We start from the raw sequence: 18,185 nt of genomic DNA on the forward strand, positions 1-18,185 counted from the left end.
GTCACAACTCGACATGATCGCGGCGGCTCTTCGCGTCACGCCACACGACCAGCGGCAACACCGTGAAGATCACGATCTACGGCTGCCGTATCAGTGACATTTGCCTCCCGTGCTTCGCCGCGGGACCGCAGGCTTGAGAACGTCGGCATTGCAGTAGCCGCATCAGATGAACTTGCCTCACGGCGTTCGCGACAACGCGTTTGAAGCGTTCGCCGTTTGACGTCCTCTGCCCGGACTTGTGAGGCGCTGGTGCCGTGGAGGGAGCGGCGCTTCTGCGTATCTTCGCAGGAGATGCGGCATCGACGGTCAAGGATCTTCGCGCCACAAGCGAGAGACATCCTGGTCTGATGTCGAACCGACTAGACGCCCGACTGCGCGCTGCCATTACCGACCATGAGTTCGCATGCAAAAGGCGGTCGTAACTGGCCTAGTGACATCGGCCGGCTGTTGACTTATGCATGTAACGGAGTGCTTCTGTAACGGTCCAAACTGTGCGGGCAGGCCAGTGCATGAGGAGGTAATGCGTGACACAGCAGTCACTTTTTGCACCGGATCCTGATGCCCCTACCCGCAAGCCACAAGGCAACCGTCCGGAACGGTTGAAGCTCTTGATTGTGGTCAAGGCGGCGCCGAATCCATCGCAGGCTTACGGCGAAACTGTCTGTGTTGCCGCATTGCGCCTGGATCTTGAGAAAAATCAATGGGTGCGGCTGTATCCGATCAACTTTCGTGCTCTTGAGGATCCAAACGCATTCCAGAAGTACGACATAGTGACTGTCGATGCCAAGCCTGCGCTGGCAGATCCTCGCTACGAGAGTTGGCGGCCCATCATGCCGACGCTCCAGAAGGTAGGCCACCTTGGCGGTTGGGCAAAGCGCCTTCCCTGGGTGGCTGACCATGTGGAGGGTTCCATGTGCGACCTTCTCGACGCAGTCCGCTCCAACCCGCCCGCGCGCTCGCTAGCGGCCATACATCCCCGCCAGATAGACGGCCTGGACATTGAGCCGCATCCTGGCTGGACGCCGGAGGAACAGGCGAAAATCGATGCCTACCTTCGGCAGGAGTCGCTCTTCGACAGCGGTCCTCGTACAGCCCTTGAGGCTCCCCGCTTCAAGGCGTGGTATCGCTACCGGTGTCACACTCGGAGTTGTAAGGGCCACCGCCAAGGCGTACTCGACTGGGAGTTCGTCGCCCACCAGCGCCGTCTCGGCGCGCTTGACGACACCGCTGCCAAGCAGGAGCTGCGAAAGCGCTGGCTTGAGAAAATTTGCGCTACAGACCGCGACACCGTCTTCTTCGTAGGCAATCAAGCGAAACGGCAGCATGTGTTCAGTGTTCTAGGGGCCTTCTATCCCCGCCGCTAGAACGAGGCTGGAAGAGCGCCTAGCCGAGCGTTCACGTGGTCAAGTACCACCTGCCGATGGCATCTGCCTTGACTGGCCTCGAAGCACAGCACGCCCGTCAGGCCCTTCTGCGCCATCGTCACGATGTCATCGATAGCGTCATTCGCCTCTGGCGAGTTGATTTCCTCGGCGTATGCGGCTATCGCGTGAGCAAGCTCTGCGCCCCCTACACCAAATCCTGCTCGATTCCACTTCGGATTGCCGAGCTGTGGCATGTGGATATAGCTGATGTCGCACTCGGACAGTGCTTCAGACAGACGTCTCTTGCTGAAGCCCGGTTTGCGCGAGATGGGATTGAGGCGAACGTCAACCAAGTATGCCAAGCCAATCTCGACCACCTCACGGACGAAGGCATCGATATCACGCCCTTCATACCCGAGGCCGATGACTCCGCTCCGTTCGTTGATGCTCACGCTCCATAGCCTTTCACACGGGCGGTTCGGTCCGCTCGTAGACCCTGCCATACCTATCCGATCATCGATCTCAGGTATGAGATGTCCAGGGATAATGCGCCGAAGCTGTCAAAGAATAGGCGAACGGTGCGTGTGCCATCGAAGTGGCCCCTGCAGGTCGGTGCGGTGCAGTCTGTGTCGAGCGTTCATGATGACGTCGCTTCCTTGAACGCTGCATTGATCCTCAGCGCTCTCCACGCCGAAACCCTTGAGGTCGGTCACGGTGATCGGCCGGGTGCAGGGCCTACCCGGTCGGCGTCGTGGCGTGGGCGTAGCGGGCGGTCATGGTGTGTATGTACGCGACCAGGTCCGCGGGTTCCGTGACGGTGAAGTCGGCGCCGAGCAAGCCGAGGTGGACGGCGAGCGACTCAGGGTGTCCGCGCCCGTCTCCAGCACACAGCGGTCGGCGTCCAGAGGGGTGACCGTGCCGATGGCGGCGGTGATGCGTTCGGCGATCTGCTCGGTCGGTGCGTGCACGACCACGCGGCACGATAGCGCCAGGCGGCCGATGACAAGCCCCGCGCACCTGGTCCACGGCCTCCTCGGCAGCTCGCGGGGGACGGGGTGCGCGGGTGGAGGCGGTCGACGCGGAACGTCCGTCAGGCGGCCCGTTCGACGTCGTAGGCCACACGAGGTATCACCGCCGCCCCCAGGTGACCAGCCGGTACGGCTACACCTCCCGCCGGCTCGCCGAGCCGTCGTGGCTGCAGTAGTCGAAGCGCAGGTGCTCGTGGTCGCGGCAAGCGGCGGCGAGGACGCTCTGCGTCTCCGCGCCCACGGCGGCGACCTGGTGGATGCCTTCCGCCTGGTCATCCCGTCGCTGCCGGGCTTCTCCCTCTCAGGCCCCACCCGCGAACACGGCTGGGACAGGCACCGCATCGCTGCGCCTGGGCCGAGCTGATGCGCAGGCTCGGTGCTACGACCGTTACGGCGCGGCGGGCAACGACGTGGGCTCTCTGGTCTCGCCCCCAAGGTGGGCCGCGCCGACCTCGAGCAAGTCGCCGACATGCACGTGACGCAGGTCTTCTCGTTCCCCTCTGGCACCCCAGGGCAGATGGACCGGCTCACCGAGGAGGAGCGCGGCAAGCTCGACTTCGCCAAGTGGTTCACCGAGAACCGGGGCGCGTACGACAAGTTCCAGCCCACCGAGCTGCAGAGCCTCGCGCACCCGCTCGCCGACCAACACCGCGGCCTCGGCCGCTCGGCTCTACTATGAGGACGCGGCGACGTCACCCGCCCGGCTGAAGACCAACGGCCGGGGGACCCGCGTGCCTGAGCCGACCACCGTGCCGCTCGAATTGGCCGGCTTCGCCTGGGACTACCAGTCGATAAGGACGTTCGCCGAGCGCGACCACAAGAAGATCGTCTCAACGTCTACGACCGGGGCAGCCCCTTCGCCGCGCATGAAGCCCCCGACCTCCTCATGGACGACATGCGGCGGTTCTTCCGCAAGGTGCGCTGAACAGCGTCAGCGCTTCAGTACAGCGGCGCCGAGGATGTGGGTGAGCGGCGGCACCGGAGGGTTCGGCGCGAAGGGGAAGCGGTCGATCCACGCCACCTCGAAGCCGGCGCGCTCGATCTCCGCCAGCGTGTCGCGGTTGGGGTGGCAGCCGCCGGCCGCGCGGTGCCAGGCGGGGGTGATCAGATCCTGAAGCAGGGCGATCGGGCGGCGCGGGGAGCGTACGTGCTCGTAGAAGTGGAGGCGGCCGCCGGGGGCGAGCACCCGGACGATCTCCGCCAGCGCGCTCCGCTGCTCCGGCACCGAGCACAGGACGAGCGAGACGACGGCGGCGTCCATCGTGCCGTCACCGGCCGGGAGCGCGCCCGCGTGGCCGGGCACCACGGACACCGGCACCGGTGCCGAGCGCGCCTGCTCGGCCGCGTGGGCGCGCAACGTGTCGTCCGGCTCCACCGCCACCACCTCCGTGACGGCGGGCGGGTAGTGGGGGAAGTTGCGGCCGTTGCCCGCGCCGATCTCGATCACCCGCCCCTGGAGGCCGGCAAGCAGGCGGCGGCGGTGCTCGTACGCGCCGCGCCGGTCGGCCAGCTCGGACGCCCGGATGTAAGCCTGCGCGAAGCGGGGATGCTGGAACTCGGCACGAGACGTGTTGACCATATGTACAGCATGCCTCGTACGCGCCGAGGTGGGGCGGGGACGGTCGCCCTGCCGGTGTGGAGACGGTCGCCCTACTGGGGCGGAGGCGGCCGCCCTGCCGGTGTGGTGACGGCCGCCCTGCCGGTGTGGTGACGGTCGCTCTGCCGGAGCGGGGACGGTCGCCCTACTGGGGCGGAGGCGGCCGCCCTGCCACCCAACAGCGGCCGCCTCAGCCCCTCCGGCCCCTGGGAGCCGGGACCGGCGTCGCGAGGAACGCCGTGGGCAACGGGGCGGGCCTCGCCGGCACCGCGACCCTAACCCCGCCCGGCGTGCCCGGTCTGTGGAGAATTACCTAGAACGCGGCTCGTCGCGTGCTCGGCGGTCACGATCTCGCGGGCGGGCCCGCCCACGTACGGCGTGGCGGGCCGCAGCGGCGGCACCATGTGGACGCGCGCCGAGCTGATATCGAAGTACAGCCCGACCAGCTCCAGCTTGCCCGCCCTGACCTGCTCGTCGACCTTCCGGTACGTGCGCAGGTTCTCGAGCTGCTGCTGCACGTTCACCCGGCACAGCACGTCCAGTGCCCCGCTGTGCAGCCGGTCGCCCTCGCGCTCGATGAACGTGGCCAGGCTGTGGTATCCGTGCCGCAGCCACCGGCGCAGCCCCGGCAGGCTGCCCGCCTGCACGCCGGCGCTCAGGAGCCCCGCCATCGCCCCGCAGCCCGAGTGCCCGCAGACGGTGATGGTGCGGACGTTGAGCACCTGCGTGGCGTACTCGATGGCGGCCACCACCGAGTCGTCGTGCGGCTCCGCGCCCCTGCGCGGGACGAGGTTGCCGATGTTGCGCACGGTGAACAGGTCGCCGGGCCCGCTCGCGGTGATCAGGCTGGGCACGATCCTGGAGTCGGCGCAGGTGATGAACAGGTGCGAGGGCTGCTGCTTGCGCGCCAGCTCGGTGAAGATCGGGCGGACGAGCGGCGCCGTACGCCGGTGGAACTCGCGCGCCCCCGCGGTGAGCTGGCACTCGGCACCAGTGCTGTCGGGCGGCGTGGCGGTGGTGCGGCGCCGGTGCGCCCACGGCAGCCACGACCGGTCGGGCGCCTTCAGCGGCGACTTCTTCGGCAGCGTGCGGCCGCCGCTCGCGGCCAGCGTGTACCACTCGTCGTGGAGCTCGTCGATGTCCACGGTGCCGCCCATGCGCTCGTGGTCGAGGCGCCAGGAGTGCAGGGCCTCGAAGGCGGCGTTGTCCATGAAGTCGATGTTCAGATCGAGGTCCACATGGGAGCCCGCGGGGATGGCCCGCAGCTCGTGCGTCAGCCTCGGCACGCCGAGGAACGTCAGCGACCCCGAGATCGTCACCCGCAGTCGCCCGTCGCGGTCCTCACGCTTGAGCACCGTCAGCATGGTGAGGCGGCGCAGCGCCAGCAGCGCGGCCAGCGCCAGCCCCGCCAGCACGCCCTCGGCCAGCCCGAGCAGGATGACCGTGACCATCGTCACCACGTACACCGGCACCTCGCCGTGCCCGTGCACCTTCTTGACGTGGCCGAGGTTCACCATCTGGACGCCGATGAAGACCAGCAGCGCCGCGAGCGCCTCCAGCGGGATCAGCGTGATCGTCCAGCCGAAGCCGAACGCGAACACCAGCACCCACACCCCGTGCAGGATCGCCGACCACCGGGTGCGCCCGCCCGCCTGCACGTTCGCGCTGCTGCGCACGATCACCCCGGCGACCGGCAGCCCGCCGAGCGCGCCGGTGACCATGTTGGCCACGCCCTGACCGGTCAGCTCCTGGTCGAGGTCGGCCCTGCGGCCGGTGTGCATGCCGTCCACGGCCACGCAGCACAGCAGCGACTCGCAGCCCGCGAGCAGCGCCACCAGCAGCACCGCGCCCACCACCAGGTGCCAGTCGCCCTGCGGCAGCACCGGGAACGCCCACTCCGCCACGCTGTCGGACAGATCGACCCGTGTCACGTCCCAGCCGAACGCCCACGCCGTGACCGCCGCCGCGAACAGCGCCGCCAGCGGCGCGGGCACCACCTGGATCCGTCTGGGCAGCCGCGTCCACAGGGCCAGCACCAGGATCGTGAGCACGCCGACCGCGGCCTTGTGTCCGTGCAGGTTCGCGATCTGGCCGGGCAGCTCCACCAGGTTGGCCACGGCCGAACGCTGGGAGCTGCCGCCGAGCACGATGTGCAGCTGCGCGAGCGCGATGATCACGCCGACGGCGGCCAGCATGCCGTGGATGACCGCGGGCGAGACCACCAGCGCCGCCCTGGCCGCCTTGAACACCCCCAGCACGAGCTGCACGACCCCCGCCAGCAGGGTGATCATGCAGGTGGCCCGCCAGCCGTAGGTGTGCACGAGATCCACGACCACCAGCGACAGGCCCGCGGCCGGGCCGCTCACCTGTACCGCGGATCCGCCCAGAGCGCCCGCAACGATGCCGCCGACCACCGCGGCGATCAGACCGGCGACGAGAGGCGCCCCCGAGGCCATCGCGATGCCCAGGGACAGGGGCACCGCGACGAGGAAAACCACGAGCGAGGCCGGCACGTCATGTCGGAGGGTCCTCAGCCAGCTACTCTTCGTGTCGCGGAACATGGAGCAAACCCTATTGCTCCGTCTCCCCTGCTTTAGGGGGGCGTCACGCTGGTTTTACGGATTAATGGGTACGAAAGATCACCGATAGTAATCGTGGGGAAGATCCTGGTCAGGGGCCGCCCTGCGGTGGCTGCCGCTCCTGCGCCCCCTGCTGTAGGAGGAGCGGCCGCTCTCCGGGGCCGGAGGCTCGGGCCATGAGGCGGAGGCGGGGCTGGTGGTGATGTCGCCCGTCTCGTACGCGCCCATCGCGAACGGCGACGCAGGCTGCGCGGGAGGCGGCGTCGGCGCGGAGAGCACGTCGTAGTTGGAGACCGCCCGGCCGGGCACGGTCGGGGTGCCGGTGGCGGGGGAGGGACCGGTCAGCGGGTCGGAGTCGTCGGCCACGGCGTAGCCGGAACTCACCTCGTACGTGGCGGGGTAGGACGAGCGGGCCGCGGGCTGCTCGAACCCCGGCCAGGAGGTGGCACCGCCGTAGGACGTGCCGCTGCTCGGCGCGGGGTCGTCGAGGATGTCGGGCGAGGGTGAGGCGGGCCACGAGCCGGACGTGGTGCTCGCCGCCGGCCTGGAGGTGCTGCCGTAGCCGGTGTCGAGCGGGTCGGGCGTGCCGCCGTACGCGGGGAACGGGTCGCTCGTCGGCGCGCCGTGGACGGGCGCGGCGGGCGCGGCGGGCGTGGCGGGGAAGCTGCCGCTGGAGGTGGGGCTGACCGCCGGGAACGAGCCGCTGCCCGTCGCCGCCGGGGTGGCGGGGTAGGAGCCACTGGTCGTGCTGCTCGCGCCGTAGGAGCCGCCGGTGGCGGACTGGCTCGACGAGACGCCGCTGGAGGCGACCGGCGCCGGCCTGGTGGGGGGCTCAGGGGGCGTGGGGGCGGGCACCGGCTGGGCGCCCGGGCCGAGGATGCTCATGACGTCGGAGGTCGGCGCGGCGAACGTCACGGTGCGCTGCTCGGCGAGCTCGGCCTTGCTGGGGACGCGCTTTTGCGGCTCGACGAGGTCGGCGAGGCCGGCGGCGGGCTGGCGCTGAGAGGAGGACTGGCGCTGAGAAGAGGGCTGGCGCTGGGGGAGGGGGGCCTGAACGGTGGTCGCGTCGGGGTCGGCGGAGGCGGTGGCGGGCTGCGGCCTGGCCGAGCGCGAGGAACGCTTGGCGGGGCGCTCGCCGGGTCGTCCGGAGGGGCGCGCGGGCCTGTCGGCCTGGGCGGCGGGGCGCTGCTCGCGCTCGGAGTGACGCTCGGAGGTGCGCTCTGAGTGGCGGTCGGCGGAACGAGAGGAGGAGGATGCCTTCCTGGCGGCGACGGTGCCCCCTGCACCGAAACCGCCTTCTTCCGCCTCACTGCGGATGCTGGCCCAAAACTCCTCGTCATCGTCGTCGTTGACCGGGTTGCCCCACTCGTCGACGCCACGACGGCCACGCTGCCCGGTGCGCACCGGCTTCTGCTTCGGCGCGTCGATCGGGCTGAAATCAGGGCTGAAGTTGGCCATGCGCGGTTCGTGCTTGGCGAACTCGTCCGTGGAGCGCGTCTTGGTCTTCTCCTCCTTCTCGGCCATCTCCTTCAGCCGTTCGGGGGGAAGCGAGCTCTCCCTGCGGTTCATCGAACGCATGCCCAGTGCCACGACGACGAGCACGAGGAGCACGACAGCGACCAAGCTCACTACGACCGCGATCATTGCACCACCCTCAAAGCCATGGCCTCTCTCTGGCACCGGTGAGATCGCGCGGCCATCGACGCGATCTGCCCCCTTTGATCACCAGTGCCTAACGATTGGATCTGATTGTGTCGGACCGGTATGAGAGTTGTCACACCCTACGTGAAGAATTGGTACACCGGCACTACATGTCGTGTTCGGGGTCTCACTCGATGCCCACCGCCGTCAGTCGTCCGCGGGCGATGGTCTTGCCGGCGATCTCTTTCAGGATCTGCGGAAGCTCCGGGCCCTCGTCGAGCTCGACCCTGTCGTTCAGCGTGTAGACGGTGAACCGGTAGCCGGCCTTCTCTTCGCAGGGCGGCTCGTAGCCCTCGCGACCGCTGGTCACCTTCGCCTGGCCGGAGCCTTCCGGCGGGTCGGCTGCGGCGTTGGGGCCCAGCTCGGTCGTGGTCGCCGGGATGTTGTAGATCACCCAGTGCACGGCCGAGTCTGACCCGGTGTGGCTGTCGACCACGATCGCGATCGACCTCGCCTCGGACAGCGGCTGGCTCGACCAGCGCAGCGGCGGGCTGCCCTGGTCGCCCTTGCAGGAGTATTCGCGAGGCAGCGGCTTGCCCTCGCGCAGCTCAGGACTCGTGACGTTGATCTCCGCGATGTCCTTCGCCTGGGATCTGCCGATGAAGCCGAGGCTGCCGCAACCTGCCGAGGCGAACGCGACACCCATCGCCGTCACGATGGCGGCGACGCGTCGCACGCGTGATGCCGTGGTACACAGCCCCATGCCGGACGATGCTACGCGGCTTGCGGCGGTGCGCAGACCGTTTCTCGATGGTCCGTGCTCGGTAAAGGATCCGAAAACGGCCGTATTGACGGCATCCGGGTAGTGAAGTTGGCCACATGAGAGGGGTACGAGAGGCCTCCTGGGAATGCGGGGGTTGGAGTGACGAAAGCCCTCTTACCTGCGCATTCGCCTTTTCGTCGGATGACCGGAAGATAGCCCGTTGACCACCGTAAAGGCGACATTGGTGTCGGGGTGGATAACGGCCGAAAAACCAGGTGTGCCAGCTCGTACGTAAGGGTAACGGAGCCGCTTCGCTGCGCGATCATCGGGGTTTCCGGACGGCGGCTGGCCACGTTGCGTGAGGCGATCGCGCAGTGGTGCGGTCACGCGCTTGCCGGGCCTGGCTGGCACGAACGTGGCCGCCGCCGACGTGGCCAGGCTCGACAGCCTGCGGCCGGCCGCCACCGAGCATGGCATCGCCCCGGCCGCCCGCCGAACCGACACGCCGAGCCCGGGCGGGGAGGCCGGTGGACAACGGGCATGCGAGCCGATCTCCTGCCCGGTTCGCACCCTAAGCTGGGCTTGTGACGTCAACAGGCCCGCTGCGGGATCCGGCGAACCGCGTCTCGCCCAAGGCCATCCGGCTGTGGCTGCTCGAATCCCTGGTCGCCTTGGTCTTCTTCGTGGGCGGCGCGCTGCTGGTGTCGACGTGGGTCGGCGGGAGCGGGTGGCCGTGGGTGCCCGACTGGCTCGCCGCCTCGCCGTGGCTGCCGCCGCTCGCGGTGGCGGTCGTCGTCCTGCCGTTCCTGGCGGCCGAGCCGTTCGTACGGTACGCCGTGCACCGCTGGGAGCTGTCAGGCGACGTCGTCTACGCCAGGTCGGGGTTCCTGACCAGGGAGTGGGTGTTCGTGCCCGTGAGCCGCATCCAGACGGTCGACAAGGGGCAAGGATGGTTCGAGCGCATGCTCGGGCTGGCGACCCTGGAGATCCGCACGGCCTCACACGCCGGCTCGTCCACCATCCAGGGCCTCGACTTCCACGTGGCGGCCCGGCTCGCCGAACAGCTCGCGCACCGGGCCGAACAACTCCGGGACGACGCCACATGACCGGCCCCCACCCCGCCCCGGACGACGACCCGAGGGACGGCACGGAACCGCCGGCACCTGATGCCGAGAGCCGTCCCGCGGGACCGCCGCCACCGCACCCCGGTGCCCCGAGCCACCCGGTCGGGCCGCCGCCTCCGCCTCCCGGCGCCGGCGGCCGGCCCGCCGTGCCGCCCCCGCCGCCTCCTGGAGCCGGAGGTCGTCCCGGTGTGCCGCCACCACCTTCTGGAGCCGGAGGTCATCCCGGTGTGCCGCCGCCACCGCATGGGCCGGGCGGGCCGTATCCGAGCGCGGGCGGTGGGCCGTATCCGGGGCAAGGCGGCGGGCCGTATCCGGGGCAGGGCCATGGGCGGGGGCCGTGGGAGGGGCCGGTGCGGGTGGCGCAGCGGCTCAGCCCCAAGGTGCTGCTCATCGACCCCGTACGCACGCTCCCCTCCCTCCTCCTCCCGCTGGTGGGCGTGCTGTTCGTCGGCGGCTTCTCGGCCAGGTCGTACGCCTTCGCGGCGACGGGCGTCATCGCGGCCGTGGTGTTCTCGGTCGTCAAGTGGGCCACGTTCACGTACGAGATCGTCGGCGACCGCCTGGAGACCAAGCGCTCCCTGATCAGCCGCTCCATCCGCACCATCCCCCTGGAACGCATCCGCGGCGTCGACGTCAGCACTCCGCCCATGCACCGGCTGCTCGGCCTGGCCGTAGTCAAGATCGACACGGGGGCGAGCGGCGACGAGGAGGAGGCCAAGCTCGCCGGCGTCACCCTCGAAGAGGCGGAACGCCTGAAGGCCGTGCTCCTGCGCCACACGGCCGCGCCCGTCCCCGGCGGCGTCCAGGCTCAGGCGCACGAGCCCGCACCGCCCGCCGAACGTACGATCATCAGCGTGCCCCGCAAGTGGCTGCTGTACGGGCCGCTGTCCGGCGCGTACCTGCTGACCCCGTTCGCCTTCGCGGGCGGTGTCGTGGGGCTGGCGTTCCAATGGGGCGACGAGCTGGGCTTCGGCCGGGACGCCGCCTGGAGCGTGGGGCAGTGGCTGTGGGAGCACCCGTACCTGCTGCTCGCCGTCGCGGTGCTGCTCGTGCTGGCGATGCCGTTCGCGGGCGGCCTCATGTACGCCGTCTTCAACTGGGACTTCCGCCTCAAGCGCCGCGACGGCTACCTGGTGGCCGAGCGCGGGCTGGTCAACCGGCGCAGCGTGTCGCTGGAGTTCCAGCGCGTACGCGGCTACGAGATCGTGGACGGCCTGGCCGAACGCTGGGCGGACGTCGTACGCGTCTGGGCCATCGTGACCGGGCTCGGCGACTCGGAGACGCGCGGACAGCTCCTGCCCGACGTGCCGCGCGATGTCGCCTTCCAGGTCACCGGAGACGCCATCGGCCCCTACCGAGGCGACCTGCGGGAACATCCGCCGGTGGCGCGGCAGCGCCGCCTGTTCCGCGCGATCGCCCCGTGGGCGGTGGCGGCCCTGGCGAGCGCGGCCGGCGTCTGGTTCACCGGGGCGATGATCTGGTGGATCCTCCTCGTCCTGACCGCCCTGCTCGCCGTCGCCGGTGTCCCGCTCGGCCTCGACAGGTACGCCTCGCTCGGGCACGGCTACGACGGCCGGCGGCTCTCCGTGCGATCCGGGTCGCTGCGCCGCGCCCAGGCGGTGGTCGAACGCCGCGCGGTGGTGGGCTGGCGGCTGCGCCAGACCTGGTTCCAGCGCCGCGCCGGGGTGCTCACGCTGATCGCCGGCGCCGGGGCGGGAAAGGGCGGCTATTCGGCCGTGGACGTGTCGATGGATCAGGCGGTCGGCTTCGCCGGCGAGGTCACCCCGGAATGGCTCGCCCCCTTCCTCGACCGGAACCGCTGACGGCAGGTGCGCGTGGCCGTACGAGGGGGTGAACGCGGCCGGTTCCGGGGCGGCGACGCGATCTGGGCTGCCGCGTACGGGCTCTCAAGGGCCGCGCTGGCTTCGGCGCTGCCCCGGAGGTCTCGACGGACGCTGCCCTGGAGGTCCCGACGGACGCAGCGGCCCCGACCTGACCACTGACTGGGGCGGTTGCGGTGGCAGTGCGGCAGGCGCTGGTGAGAAGCGCACCTCGCCGCATGCGGCGCTAGGGGTGGCCTTCGGCGCACCGGTGCGGGCTCGGTGTGCGCGCTGCGTGCTCAGTGGGTGGTCTGCCGGGTGTGGGCACGCAAGGCCAAGGGCCGTGGCGATGGCGGCGTTCGCCGGCGGAAGCGTGCGCAGGCCGTAGCGGGAGGGTTTCCCCTTGCCTGATGAACGCTTCCCGGCGACGAGCGGGGCGGTGGGCTCCGGTGGGTCAGTCCTGGCGGCGGGCGCCGAACATGATCTCGTCCCACGTCGGCACGGACGCGCGGCGGCCACGCGACTTGCGACGCCCAGCGGGCTTCGGCGCGGGCGCGGGCGTGGGTGCCGGCACCGGGACGGCCGGCGCCTCCTTGCCGTCGTCCTTGCCCGTCCGGGCCGCAGGGACCGCCGGAGGGGCGGGCTTCGGCTTGGGCGCGGGACGCGGCTTCGGCTCCGGGGCAGGCTCGGGCGCCTTCTCCTCGCGGCCGGCTTCGGCCTGCTCGGCGGCGGCCGCCGGCTGCTCCTGAGCCGGTGCGGGCACGGGGACCGCCGCCTCGCCGGACGCGGCCGGCTCCTCCGCGGAAGAGGGCTGCTCCTGCTCGGCCTTCGCGGGCTCGGCCGCTGTGGCCATGTCCGCTTCGGCGGGGGCGGGCTCGGCCTTCGCCGCAGCGGCGTCGGCGGCCGCGTCCTGGGCCTTGTCCGTCTCCGCGCCGTCCCCGTCCCCGGCCTCGGCGGTCGCGGCCTCGGCGGTCGCGGTCTCGGCGGTCGCGGGCTCGGCGGTCGCGGGCTCGGCGGTGCCGGTGGCGGCCGTGGCTTCGGGTTGAGCGGCGGCTTCAGGCTGAGAGACGGCGCTCGCGGCCTCGGCGCCGGTCTGGACATCGGCGGTGGCCTCGGCCTTGACCTCGGCACCGGCCTGGACGTCGGCGGTGGTCTCCGCCTTGACCTCGGCACCGGCCTGGACGTCGCCGGCGGACCCGGCGGCGACGGTGGTGGCCTCGGCCGTCGCACCCGTCTCGGCCACGGTCGTCGTCGCGCCCGTCTCGGGTACGGTGGCCGTTCCCTCGGCGCCGGCGGCCGGCTGCTCGGTGGCCGAAGCGGCGGCAGGGGCCTCGGACGCGGGTGCGGTCGCCTGGGCGGTGGTCGCCGCAGGAGAGTCCTGTCCGGCGGTCGCCGAAGACGTGCCCGACCGCTCGGCGGCGGCCGGGGAGGTGGTCGCCGGCGATGTGGCGGCCGTAGGAGCGCCGGTCTGCGGCACGGCTGCGGACGCCTCGGGCTCGGACGTGGTCTTCGCCTCGGCGGCGGGCTGCGGTACGGCCGTGTGGCCGGTGCTCGGCTGGGACGCCTGTCCTGTGGTGCCCTCGGCGGTGGTGGCGGGAGTCTGGGACGGGGTGGCCTGCCGAGCGGGTGCGCTGGTGGCGGGGGAGCCGGATGACGCGGCGGCGGGCGAGGGCTGCGGCGTGACGGGCTCTGTGCCGGGTGCGCGGTCGGCCGGGGCGTAGATGGAGGGCCCGGTGTCGCGGCCCGAGCTGAAGTCGGGCAGCCACGGCGAAGACCCGCCGCGGCGGGTCGAGCTCTCGCCGGGGCGGGCGTGGCCGGTCTCGCGGGCGGACTCGGGACGTGCCGGGTCGCGCGTGGGCGGGTGGAACGGCTCGCGGGCGCCCGGCTCGTGACGCGAGGAGTCGCGGGTCAGCGGGTCGAAAGGCCCGGGACGCGGTGTCTCGCGGGCAGGGTCGAGCGGCCTGGGACGCGAGGTGTCCCGAGCGGGGTCGAAGTCGGCCGGATCGAAGGGCCCGGGGCGCGAGGTGTCGCGGGTGGCGGTGTCGGAGCCCGGGGTGTCGGAGCCCGGGGTGTCGGAGCCCGGGGTGTCGCGGGCGGCCGGCTCGAAGGGCTCGGCGTCGCGGGCGCCGCTCTCGGCGTGGTCCTGGCGGGACGCGTCGCGGTCGCCCGGCCGTCCGGGCAGGTCGTAGCCCACGGCGGGCTCTTCGGCGGGCTCGCGCCGCAACGGGAACGGCAGCGTCTCGGACGACAGCGGCGGCACCGGCTGCAGCTTGGCTACGCGCGGCGTGAACGGCGTGACCGTGGTGTCCTCGACCACGGGCGGCTCGGGGTCGAAGTCGGCGGAGGACAGGCGGAGGGCCTCGTCGTCGTGGGGAGTGACGTGACGCTTGCGCGGGTCGAAGAGCCACTCGGCGTGCCGGGTGTGGCCGTTCCAGACGTAGCCGAGCTTGACCCGCCACAGGCCGTCGTCGCGCTTGGCGCTGTCCCAGTCGATCTCGTCGGTGGGCACGCCGCGCCGGGTGAGGCGCTCGGCCACGAGGTCACCGAGCGTGGGCCCGGGCGCGGACTCTCCCGGCATGCGTACGGCGACCCGCTGCGCCTGCTGGGCGACGTATTCCCGCTCTTGGAGCACCGGCCCCTCGAACCAGCGGACACGCTCGACCGGGATCCCGGCGGTCGCGGCTATCTCCTCCGCCGTCTCTCCGGCGCGGATGCGGGCCTGGATCTCCTTGGGACGCAACGGGCTCTCCACTTCGATCTCGTACTGGCCGAGACGGGAGAAGTTGCCGCGGACGGCAGCTCGGAGCCGGTCGTCCACGGGGAGCGTGAAGCGTGTCCCTCTCCCGGCAGTAGCCAGGACGAGGTAAGTGCCGTCCTCACTCACCGCGACGAGTCGGAGCTCCTGCATGCGAGTCCCTTCGTCAGCGTCGCCATTCTTCCCCCGGACCCTTGAGTCTCTCGCGTGTGCCGGTTGCCTGCCAGCACCGTACCCGGCATGTCCGAACATCGCCTTCCTGGGATAGCCCAAGGGCGATGTGACGCCGATCACATTTGTGGAGTCCATTCCTCTAGAGCCCGCCATCGCGCATGAGGAGGTTATGCGGCCGCGAAGGGTTCTGGCGAATCGCGCCCCGGGCGTTCGTGCAGCCGAGCTTGTCGGCCAGGGCGGCCGGTCCTGAATTGGGATGAAGTGCCAGGTGGCGGGCGGCGACTCCGGCCAGGTACGGGGCGCGGGCGGAGTACGCGAGCCCGTCGGCGGTGACCTGGCAGGCACCGGTGTCGGAGGCTCCTATGACGAACATGCCGGAGCGGGACAGCGACCGCGCGGCCCTGCTCAGGGCAGGGGAGTCGGCACCGTCGATGGACAGGGCGGTGACGGAGGGGCCGCGGGCGTGCCGGTGTATCCAGTCCAGCCCGGCGAGCAGGTCGGACAGGGTGCCGGTGCCGGCACAGCCGAGCACGCGCACGGAGGCGATGCCGGCTTCGGGCGCGGCGCGGTGGGCGCGGGCGGCGACGCGGGTGCCGTGGCCCCGGCAGTCGCGCCCGGTGCCGCCGGTGGCGTCGAACGCCCGCCAGGCCCGATCGTCGAACCGGGCGCGGCGGACCTTGACGCCGCTGTCCACGACGTACACGGTGGTGCCGTCGCCGCCGCTCCTGACGGGGACGCGCCGGGCGGGTCCGCGGGTGGCCAGGGCGTGGATCTCGCGATCGGGCTCGATCGTCTGCACGCGCGGGTCGGCGCGCAGCTCGGCGAGCTCCGATGGCGTCAGGAAGGTGGCGAGGCCGGGCAGCGCCGAGGTGTAGTAACGGCGTACTCGCCAGCGCACCTCGCCGACGAGGTCGCGCGCGGCCGCGCGGTCGCGGGCCGTGACGACGTAGGGGCGGGCGGGCTCTGGCGGCATTTCGCGCAGGGCGAGTCCGGAGGCGGGCGTCATGGCCAAGGGGACGGCGGTCGTGGCTGCCGTTGCCACGGCCGCGGCGAGGTACACGGAGGGCAGGCCGAGTCGTCGGGGCACGATTTACAAGGGTGCCTGTCACGCAGCTCACAGGAACATCAGGACACGCAGTCGCGTCTATTCACGAGACAGCTCTTTACCTGACGCATGGCGAGAGAGGACTGATCCGGGGGATGAGCGGCGAGCGGCCGAAGTTCGAGCTGAGCCTGCCGCAGATCCTCGGCAGCGCCCTGGCGGCGGTGACGGCCGCCGTGGCCGCGTCGTACCTCGGTGTGGCAGGCACGGTGATCGGGGCCGCTGTCGTGAGCGTGTCGAGCACGGTGGCCACGGCGATCTACACCCACTACCTCAAGCGCACGGGGGAGCGGGTCAAGCAGCGCACGCAGGCCGCCAAGGAGGGCAAGGAACGCGAGGACGCCGAGGAGCCGCGCGCCCGTCGCAGGCTGCCGTGGGTGAAGGTGGCGGCCGCGGCGTCGGTCGTGTTCGGGGTGAGCATGGGCGGCATCCTCGTCTACCAGGCGCTCACCCACCGGACGGTGCACGAGCAGGTCACCGGCAAGAAGCCGGCCCAGGCCCAGCAGGCACGCCAGGAGCCGCGCCGTGAGCAGCGGCACCGGGACACCGGGTACTCGCCGCCCGCGTACGTCACCACGCGCACGCCCGGGCACGCCCCGGCCCCGACGCCGTCCGCCACGCCCACGCCGGACGGCACGAAGGAGCAGCCGTCCACGAAGCCGAGCGTCAGGCCGACTCCCAAGCCGGCTCCGTCCGGGAGCGAGTCCGGCGCGGTGCACCCGTCGGAAGCGCCGAGCACGCCGTCCCGCGACGGCGGGCGCCCGCCGGGGGCCGAGGAGCCGCAGGACCCGGCCGCGCCGTCGTCCCCGCAGGGGCAGGAGGACGAACCGGCCGGTCAGGACCGCGCGCAGCCGCTCTCCTGATCCGGCTCGGGACGCCGGAACGCGACCGTCCTCCCTCTGAGAGTCGCCCCTCGGATACGCGTCACGAAGGCCGCGGCTAGGGGCCGAGGACGGTGTCCAGGTAGGCGTTGGTGAAGAGCCGGTCGGGGTCCAGGCGGTCGCGCAGCGCCACGAAGTCGGCGAACTTCGGGTACGCCCCCGCCAGGTACGCGGCGTCCCGCGTGTGCAGCTTGCCCCAGTGCGGCCGCCCGTCGAGCCGGGTCATGATCTCCTCGACGCCCGCGAAGTAGGCGGAGTTGGGGGTCGGCCGGTAGACGTGGCAGGCGACGTACGCGGTCGGGCGCCCGTACGCGGTGGACAGCCACGCGTCGCTGGGCGGCGTCACCCGCACCTCCACCGGGAAGCCGATCTTCCAGTCCATCCGCTCGATCAGGTCGCGGAGTTCGCGCAGCGCCTGGGCCAGCCGCTCGCGCGGGATGGCGTACTCCATCTCCAGGAAGCGCACGTCGCGCCGCGCCGTGAACTGCTTGTACGAGGCGTCCACCGACGAGGAGTCGCCGAGCGCCGCCGCGCTGACGGCGTTGATGCGGGGGATGAGGCCGGGCAGCCGGGCGCCGAGCGCGCAGGCGGCGCCGAAGAGGGTGTTCTCCAGGAAGACGTTGTCCAGCCAGCGGCGGAACGCGCCGGGCGGCCTGGGCGGGCCAGGGCTGCGGTTGTTGGTCTTGACCAGGCAGGCGTCGGTGTGCGGCAGCCAGAAGAAGTCGAGGTGCTCGTTTTCCGAGGTCAGCTCGTCGAGCGAGCCGAGCATGTCGCTGAGCGCGAGCTTGCGCCGCCGGTTGTGCAGCAGGAAGGCCGGTTCGACGCGGAAGGTGACGCTGGTGAGTACGCCGAGCGCGCCGAGGCCGACGCGGGCGGCGTCGAAGAGGTCGTCGCCGGGGGAGACGGTGGTGAGCGTGCCGTCGGCGAGCACCATCTCCAGCTCGGCGATCTGGTCGGCGAGCCCGCCGCTGTCGCGTCCCGTGCCATGGGTGCCGGTCTGTACGGCTCCCGCCACCGTCTGCTCGGCGATGTCGCCCATGTTGGCCAGGGCCAGGCCGCGTTCGGCGAGCAGTTCGTTCAGCACGCGTAAGGGGGTGCCGGCGCGTACGGTCACCCGGTCGCCCGCGACGGATTCGATGCCGGTGAGCGCGTCGGGGCGGAGCATGATGCCGTCGGTGAGGGCCACCCCGGTGAAGGAGTGGCCCGTTCCCACCATGCGGACGCGGCGGCCGGAGCCTGCGGCGTCGCGTACGGCGCGGGCGACCTCCTCCGCGGAGGCCGGCACGCGGGTCTCCGCCGGGGTGCCCGTCTGGTTGCGCGCCCAATTGACGAAGGCCACGAGCACCCTCCAGCAGAA

Annotated in this window: 15 protein-coding genes; 7 read left to right on the top strand and 8 right to left on the bottom strand. The window is 71.4% G+C overall.

The annotated features are described in order from the left end of the window. Nucleotides 1–524 precede the first annotated feature (524 nt). Entirely contained in the window at nt 525–1,364 is an 840-nt protein-coding gene (locus AB0K67_RS30475) for a hypothetical protein (RefSeq protein ID WP_364067211.1), read from the top strand. Here the strand turns inward: AB0K67_RS30475 and AB0K67_RS30480 are convergent. Continuing rightward, the gene (locus tag AB0K67_RS30480) at nt 1,361–1,816 is read right to left on the bottom strand and encodes a DUF488 domain-containing protein (RefSeq protein ID WP_364067213.1); all 456 of its coding nucleotides are present in this window, start codon (nt 1,814–1,816) and stop codon (nt 1,361–1,363) included. The two genes, AB0K67_RS30475 and AB0K67_RS30480, sit on opposite strands and share 4 nt — an antisense overlap. Before the next feature lie 611 nt (nt 1,817–2,427). On the opposite strand from AB0K67_RS30480, the gene AB0K67_RS30485 reads away from it, so the two are divergent. From AB0K67_RS30485 to AB0K67_RS30495, 3 genes are all read left to right on the top strand, one after another. Continuing rightward, nucleotides 2,428–2,568, top strand: coding sequence for a hypothetical protein (locus tag AB0K67_RS30485; protein WP_364067215.1), 141 nt, complete (start codon nt 2,428–2,430; stop codon nt 2,566–2,568). Beyond that, nucleotides 2,556–2,756, top strand: a complete 201-nt coding sequence (locus AB0K67_RS30490) for a hypothetical protein (protein ID WP_364067217.1) — start codon at nt 2,556–2,558, stop codon at nt 2,754–2,756. The genes AB0K67_RS30485 and AB0K67_RS30490 overlap by 13 nt, the downstream gene beginning before the upstream one ends. Before the next feature lie 105 nt (nt 2,757–2,861). Beyond that, on the top strand, nt 2,862–3,071 hold the full coding sequence (locus AB0K67_RS30495; protein WP_364067218.1) for a hypothetical protein: 210 nt from the start codon (nt 2,862–2,864) through the stop codon (nt 3,069–3,071). Nucleotides 3,072–3,323: 252 nt separating this feature from the next. On the opposite strand, the gene AB0K67_RS30500 is transcribed toward AB0K67_RS30495, so the two are convergent. The 4 genes from AB0K67_RS30500 to AB0K67_RS30515 all read right to left on the bottom strand — a co-directional run bounded on the left by AB0K67_RS30500 (nt 3,324) and on the right by AB0K67_RS30515 (nt 8,945). After that, nucleotides 3,324–3,971, bottom strand: a complete 648-nt coding sequence (locus AB0K67_RS30500) for a class I SAM-dependent methyltransferase (protein WP_364067220.1) — start codon at nt 3,969–3,971, stop codon at nt 3,324–3,326. 293 nt (nt 3,972–4,264) lie between these two features. Next, the gene (locus AB0K67_RS30505) at nt 4,265–6,550 is read right to left on the bottom strand and encodes a bifunctional SulP family inorganic anion transporter/carbonic anhydrase (protein ID WP_364067222.1); all 2,286 of its coding nucleotides are present in this window, start codon (nt 6,548–6,550) and stop codon (nt 4,265–4,267) included. A gap of 78 nt (nt 6,551–6,628) precedes the next feature. Continuing rightward, a complete protein-coding gene (locus AB0K67_RS30510; RefSeq protein WP_364067224.1) occupies nt 6,629–8,212 on the bottom strand; it encodes a hypothetical protein in 1,584 nt (527 codons plus the stop codon). A gap of 184 nt (nt 8,213–8,396) precedes the next feature. Beyond that, the gene (locus AB0K67_RS30515; RefSeq protein ID WP_364067226.1) at nt 8,397–8,945 is read right to left on the bottom strand and encodes a YbhB/YbcL family Raf kinase inhibitor-like protein; all 549 of its coding nucleotides are present in this window, start codon (nt 8,943–8,945) and stop codon (nt 8,397–8,399) included. Nucleotides 8,946–9,556: 611 nt separating this feature from the next. Between AB0K67_RS30515 and AB0K67_RS30520 the strand changes: the two genes are divergently transcribed. After that, a complete protein-coding gene (locus AB0K67_RS30520; protein ID WP_364067228.1) occupies nt 9,557–10,078 on the top strand; it encodes a PH domain-containing protein in 522 nt (173 codons plus the stop codon). Nucleotides 10,079–10,446: 368 nt separating this feature from the next. Next, complete coding sequence (locus AB0K67_RS30525) at nt 10,447–11,919, top strand: PH domain-containing protein (RefSeq protein ID WP_364067230.1); 1,473 nt, start codon at nt 10,447–10,449, stop codon at nt 11,917–11,919. 451 nt (nt 11,920–12,370) lie between these two features. Here the strand turns inward: AB0K67_RS30525 and sepH are convergent, their stop codons facing one another. Further along, complete coding sequence (gene sepH / locus AB0K67_RS30530) at nt 12,371–14,824, bottom strand: septation protein SepH (RefSeq protein WP_364067232.1); 2,454 nt, start codon at nt 14,822–14,824, stop codon at nt 12,371–12,373. 160 nt (nt 14,825–14,984) lie between these two features. Further along, nucleotides 14,985–15,932, bottom strand: coding sequence for a protease inhibitor I9 family protein (locus tag AB0K67_RS30535; protein ID WP_364067234.1), 948 nt, complete (start codon nt 15,930–15,932; stop codon nt 14,985–14,987). Between the two features lie 113 nt (nt 15,933–16,045). Between AB0K67_RS30535 and AB0K67_RS30540 the strand changes: the two genes are divergently transcribed. Continuing rightward, nucleotides 16,046–16,810: a hypothetical protein gene (locus AB0K67_RS30540; protein ID WP_364067236.1), complete on the top strand. Its 765-nt coding sequence runs from the start codon at nt 16,046–16,048 to the stop codon at nt 16,808–16,810. A 76-nt stretch (nt 16,811–16,886) separates the two neighbouring features. Here AB0K67_RS30540 and AB0K67_RS30545 read toward each other — a convergent pair whose 3' ends face one another. Then, nucleotides 16,887–18,167 (bottom strand): D-arabinono-1,4-lactone oxidase, encoded by a 1,281-nt coding sequence (locus AB0K67_RS30545; protein WP_364067238.1) that lies wholly within the window; start codon nt 18,165–18,167, stop codon nt 16,887–16,889. Nucleotides 18,168–18,185: the final 18 nt, after the last annotated feature.

The organism is Nonomuraea sp. NPDC052634, from assembly GCF_040678535.1.
In the GTDB taxonomy this organism is placed as follows: domain Bacteria; phylum Actinomycetota; class Actinomycetes; order Streptosporangiales; family Streptosporangiaceae; genus Nonomuraea; species Nonomuraea fastidiosa.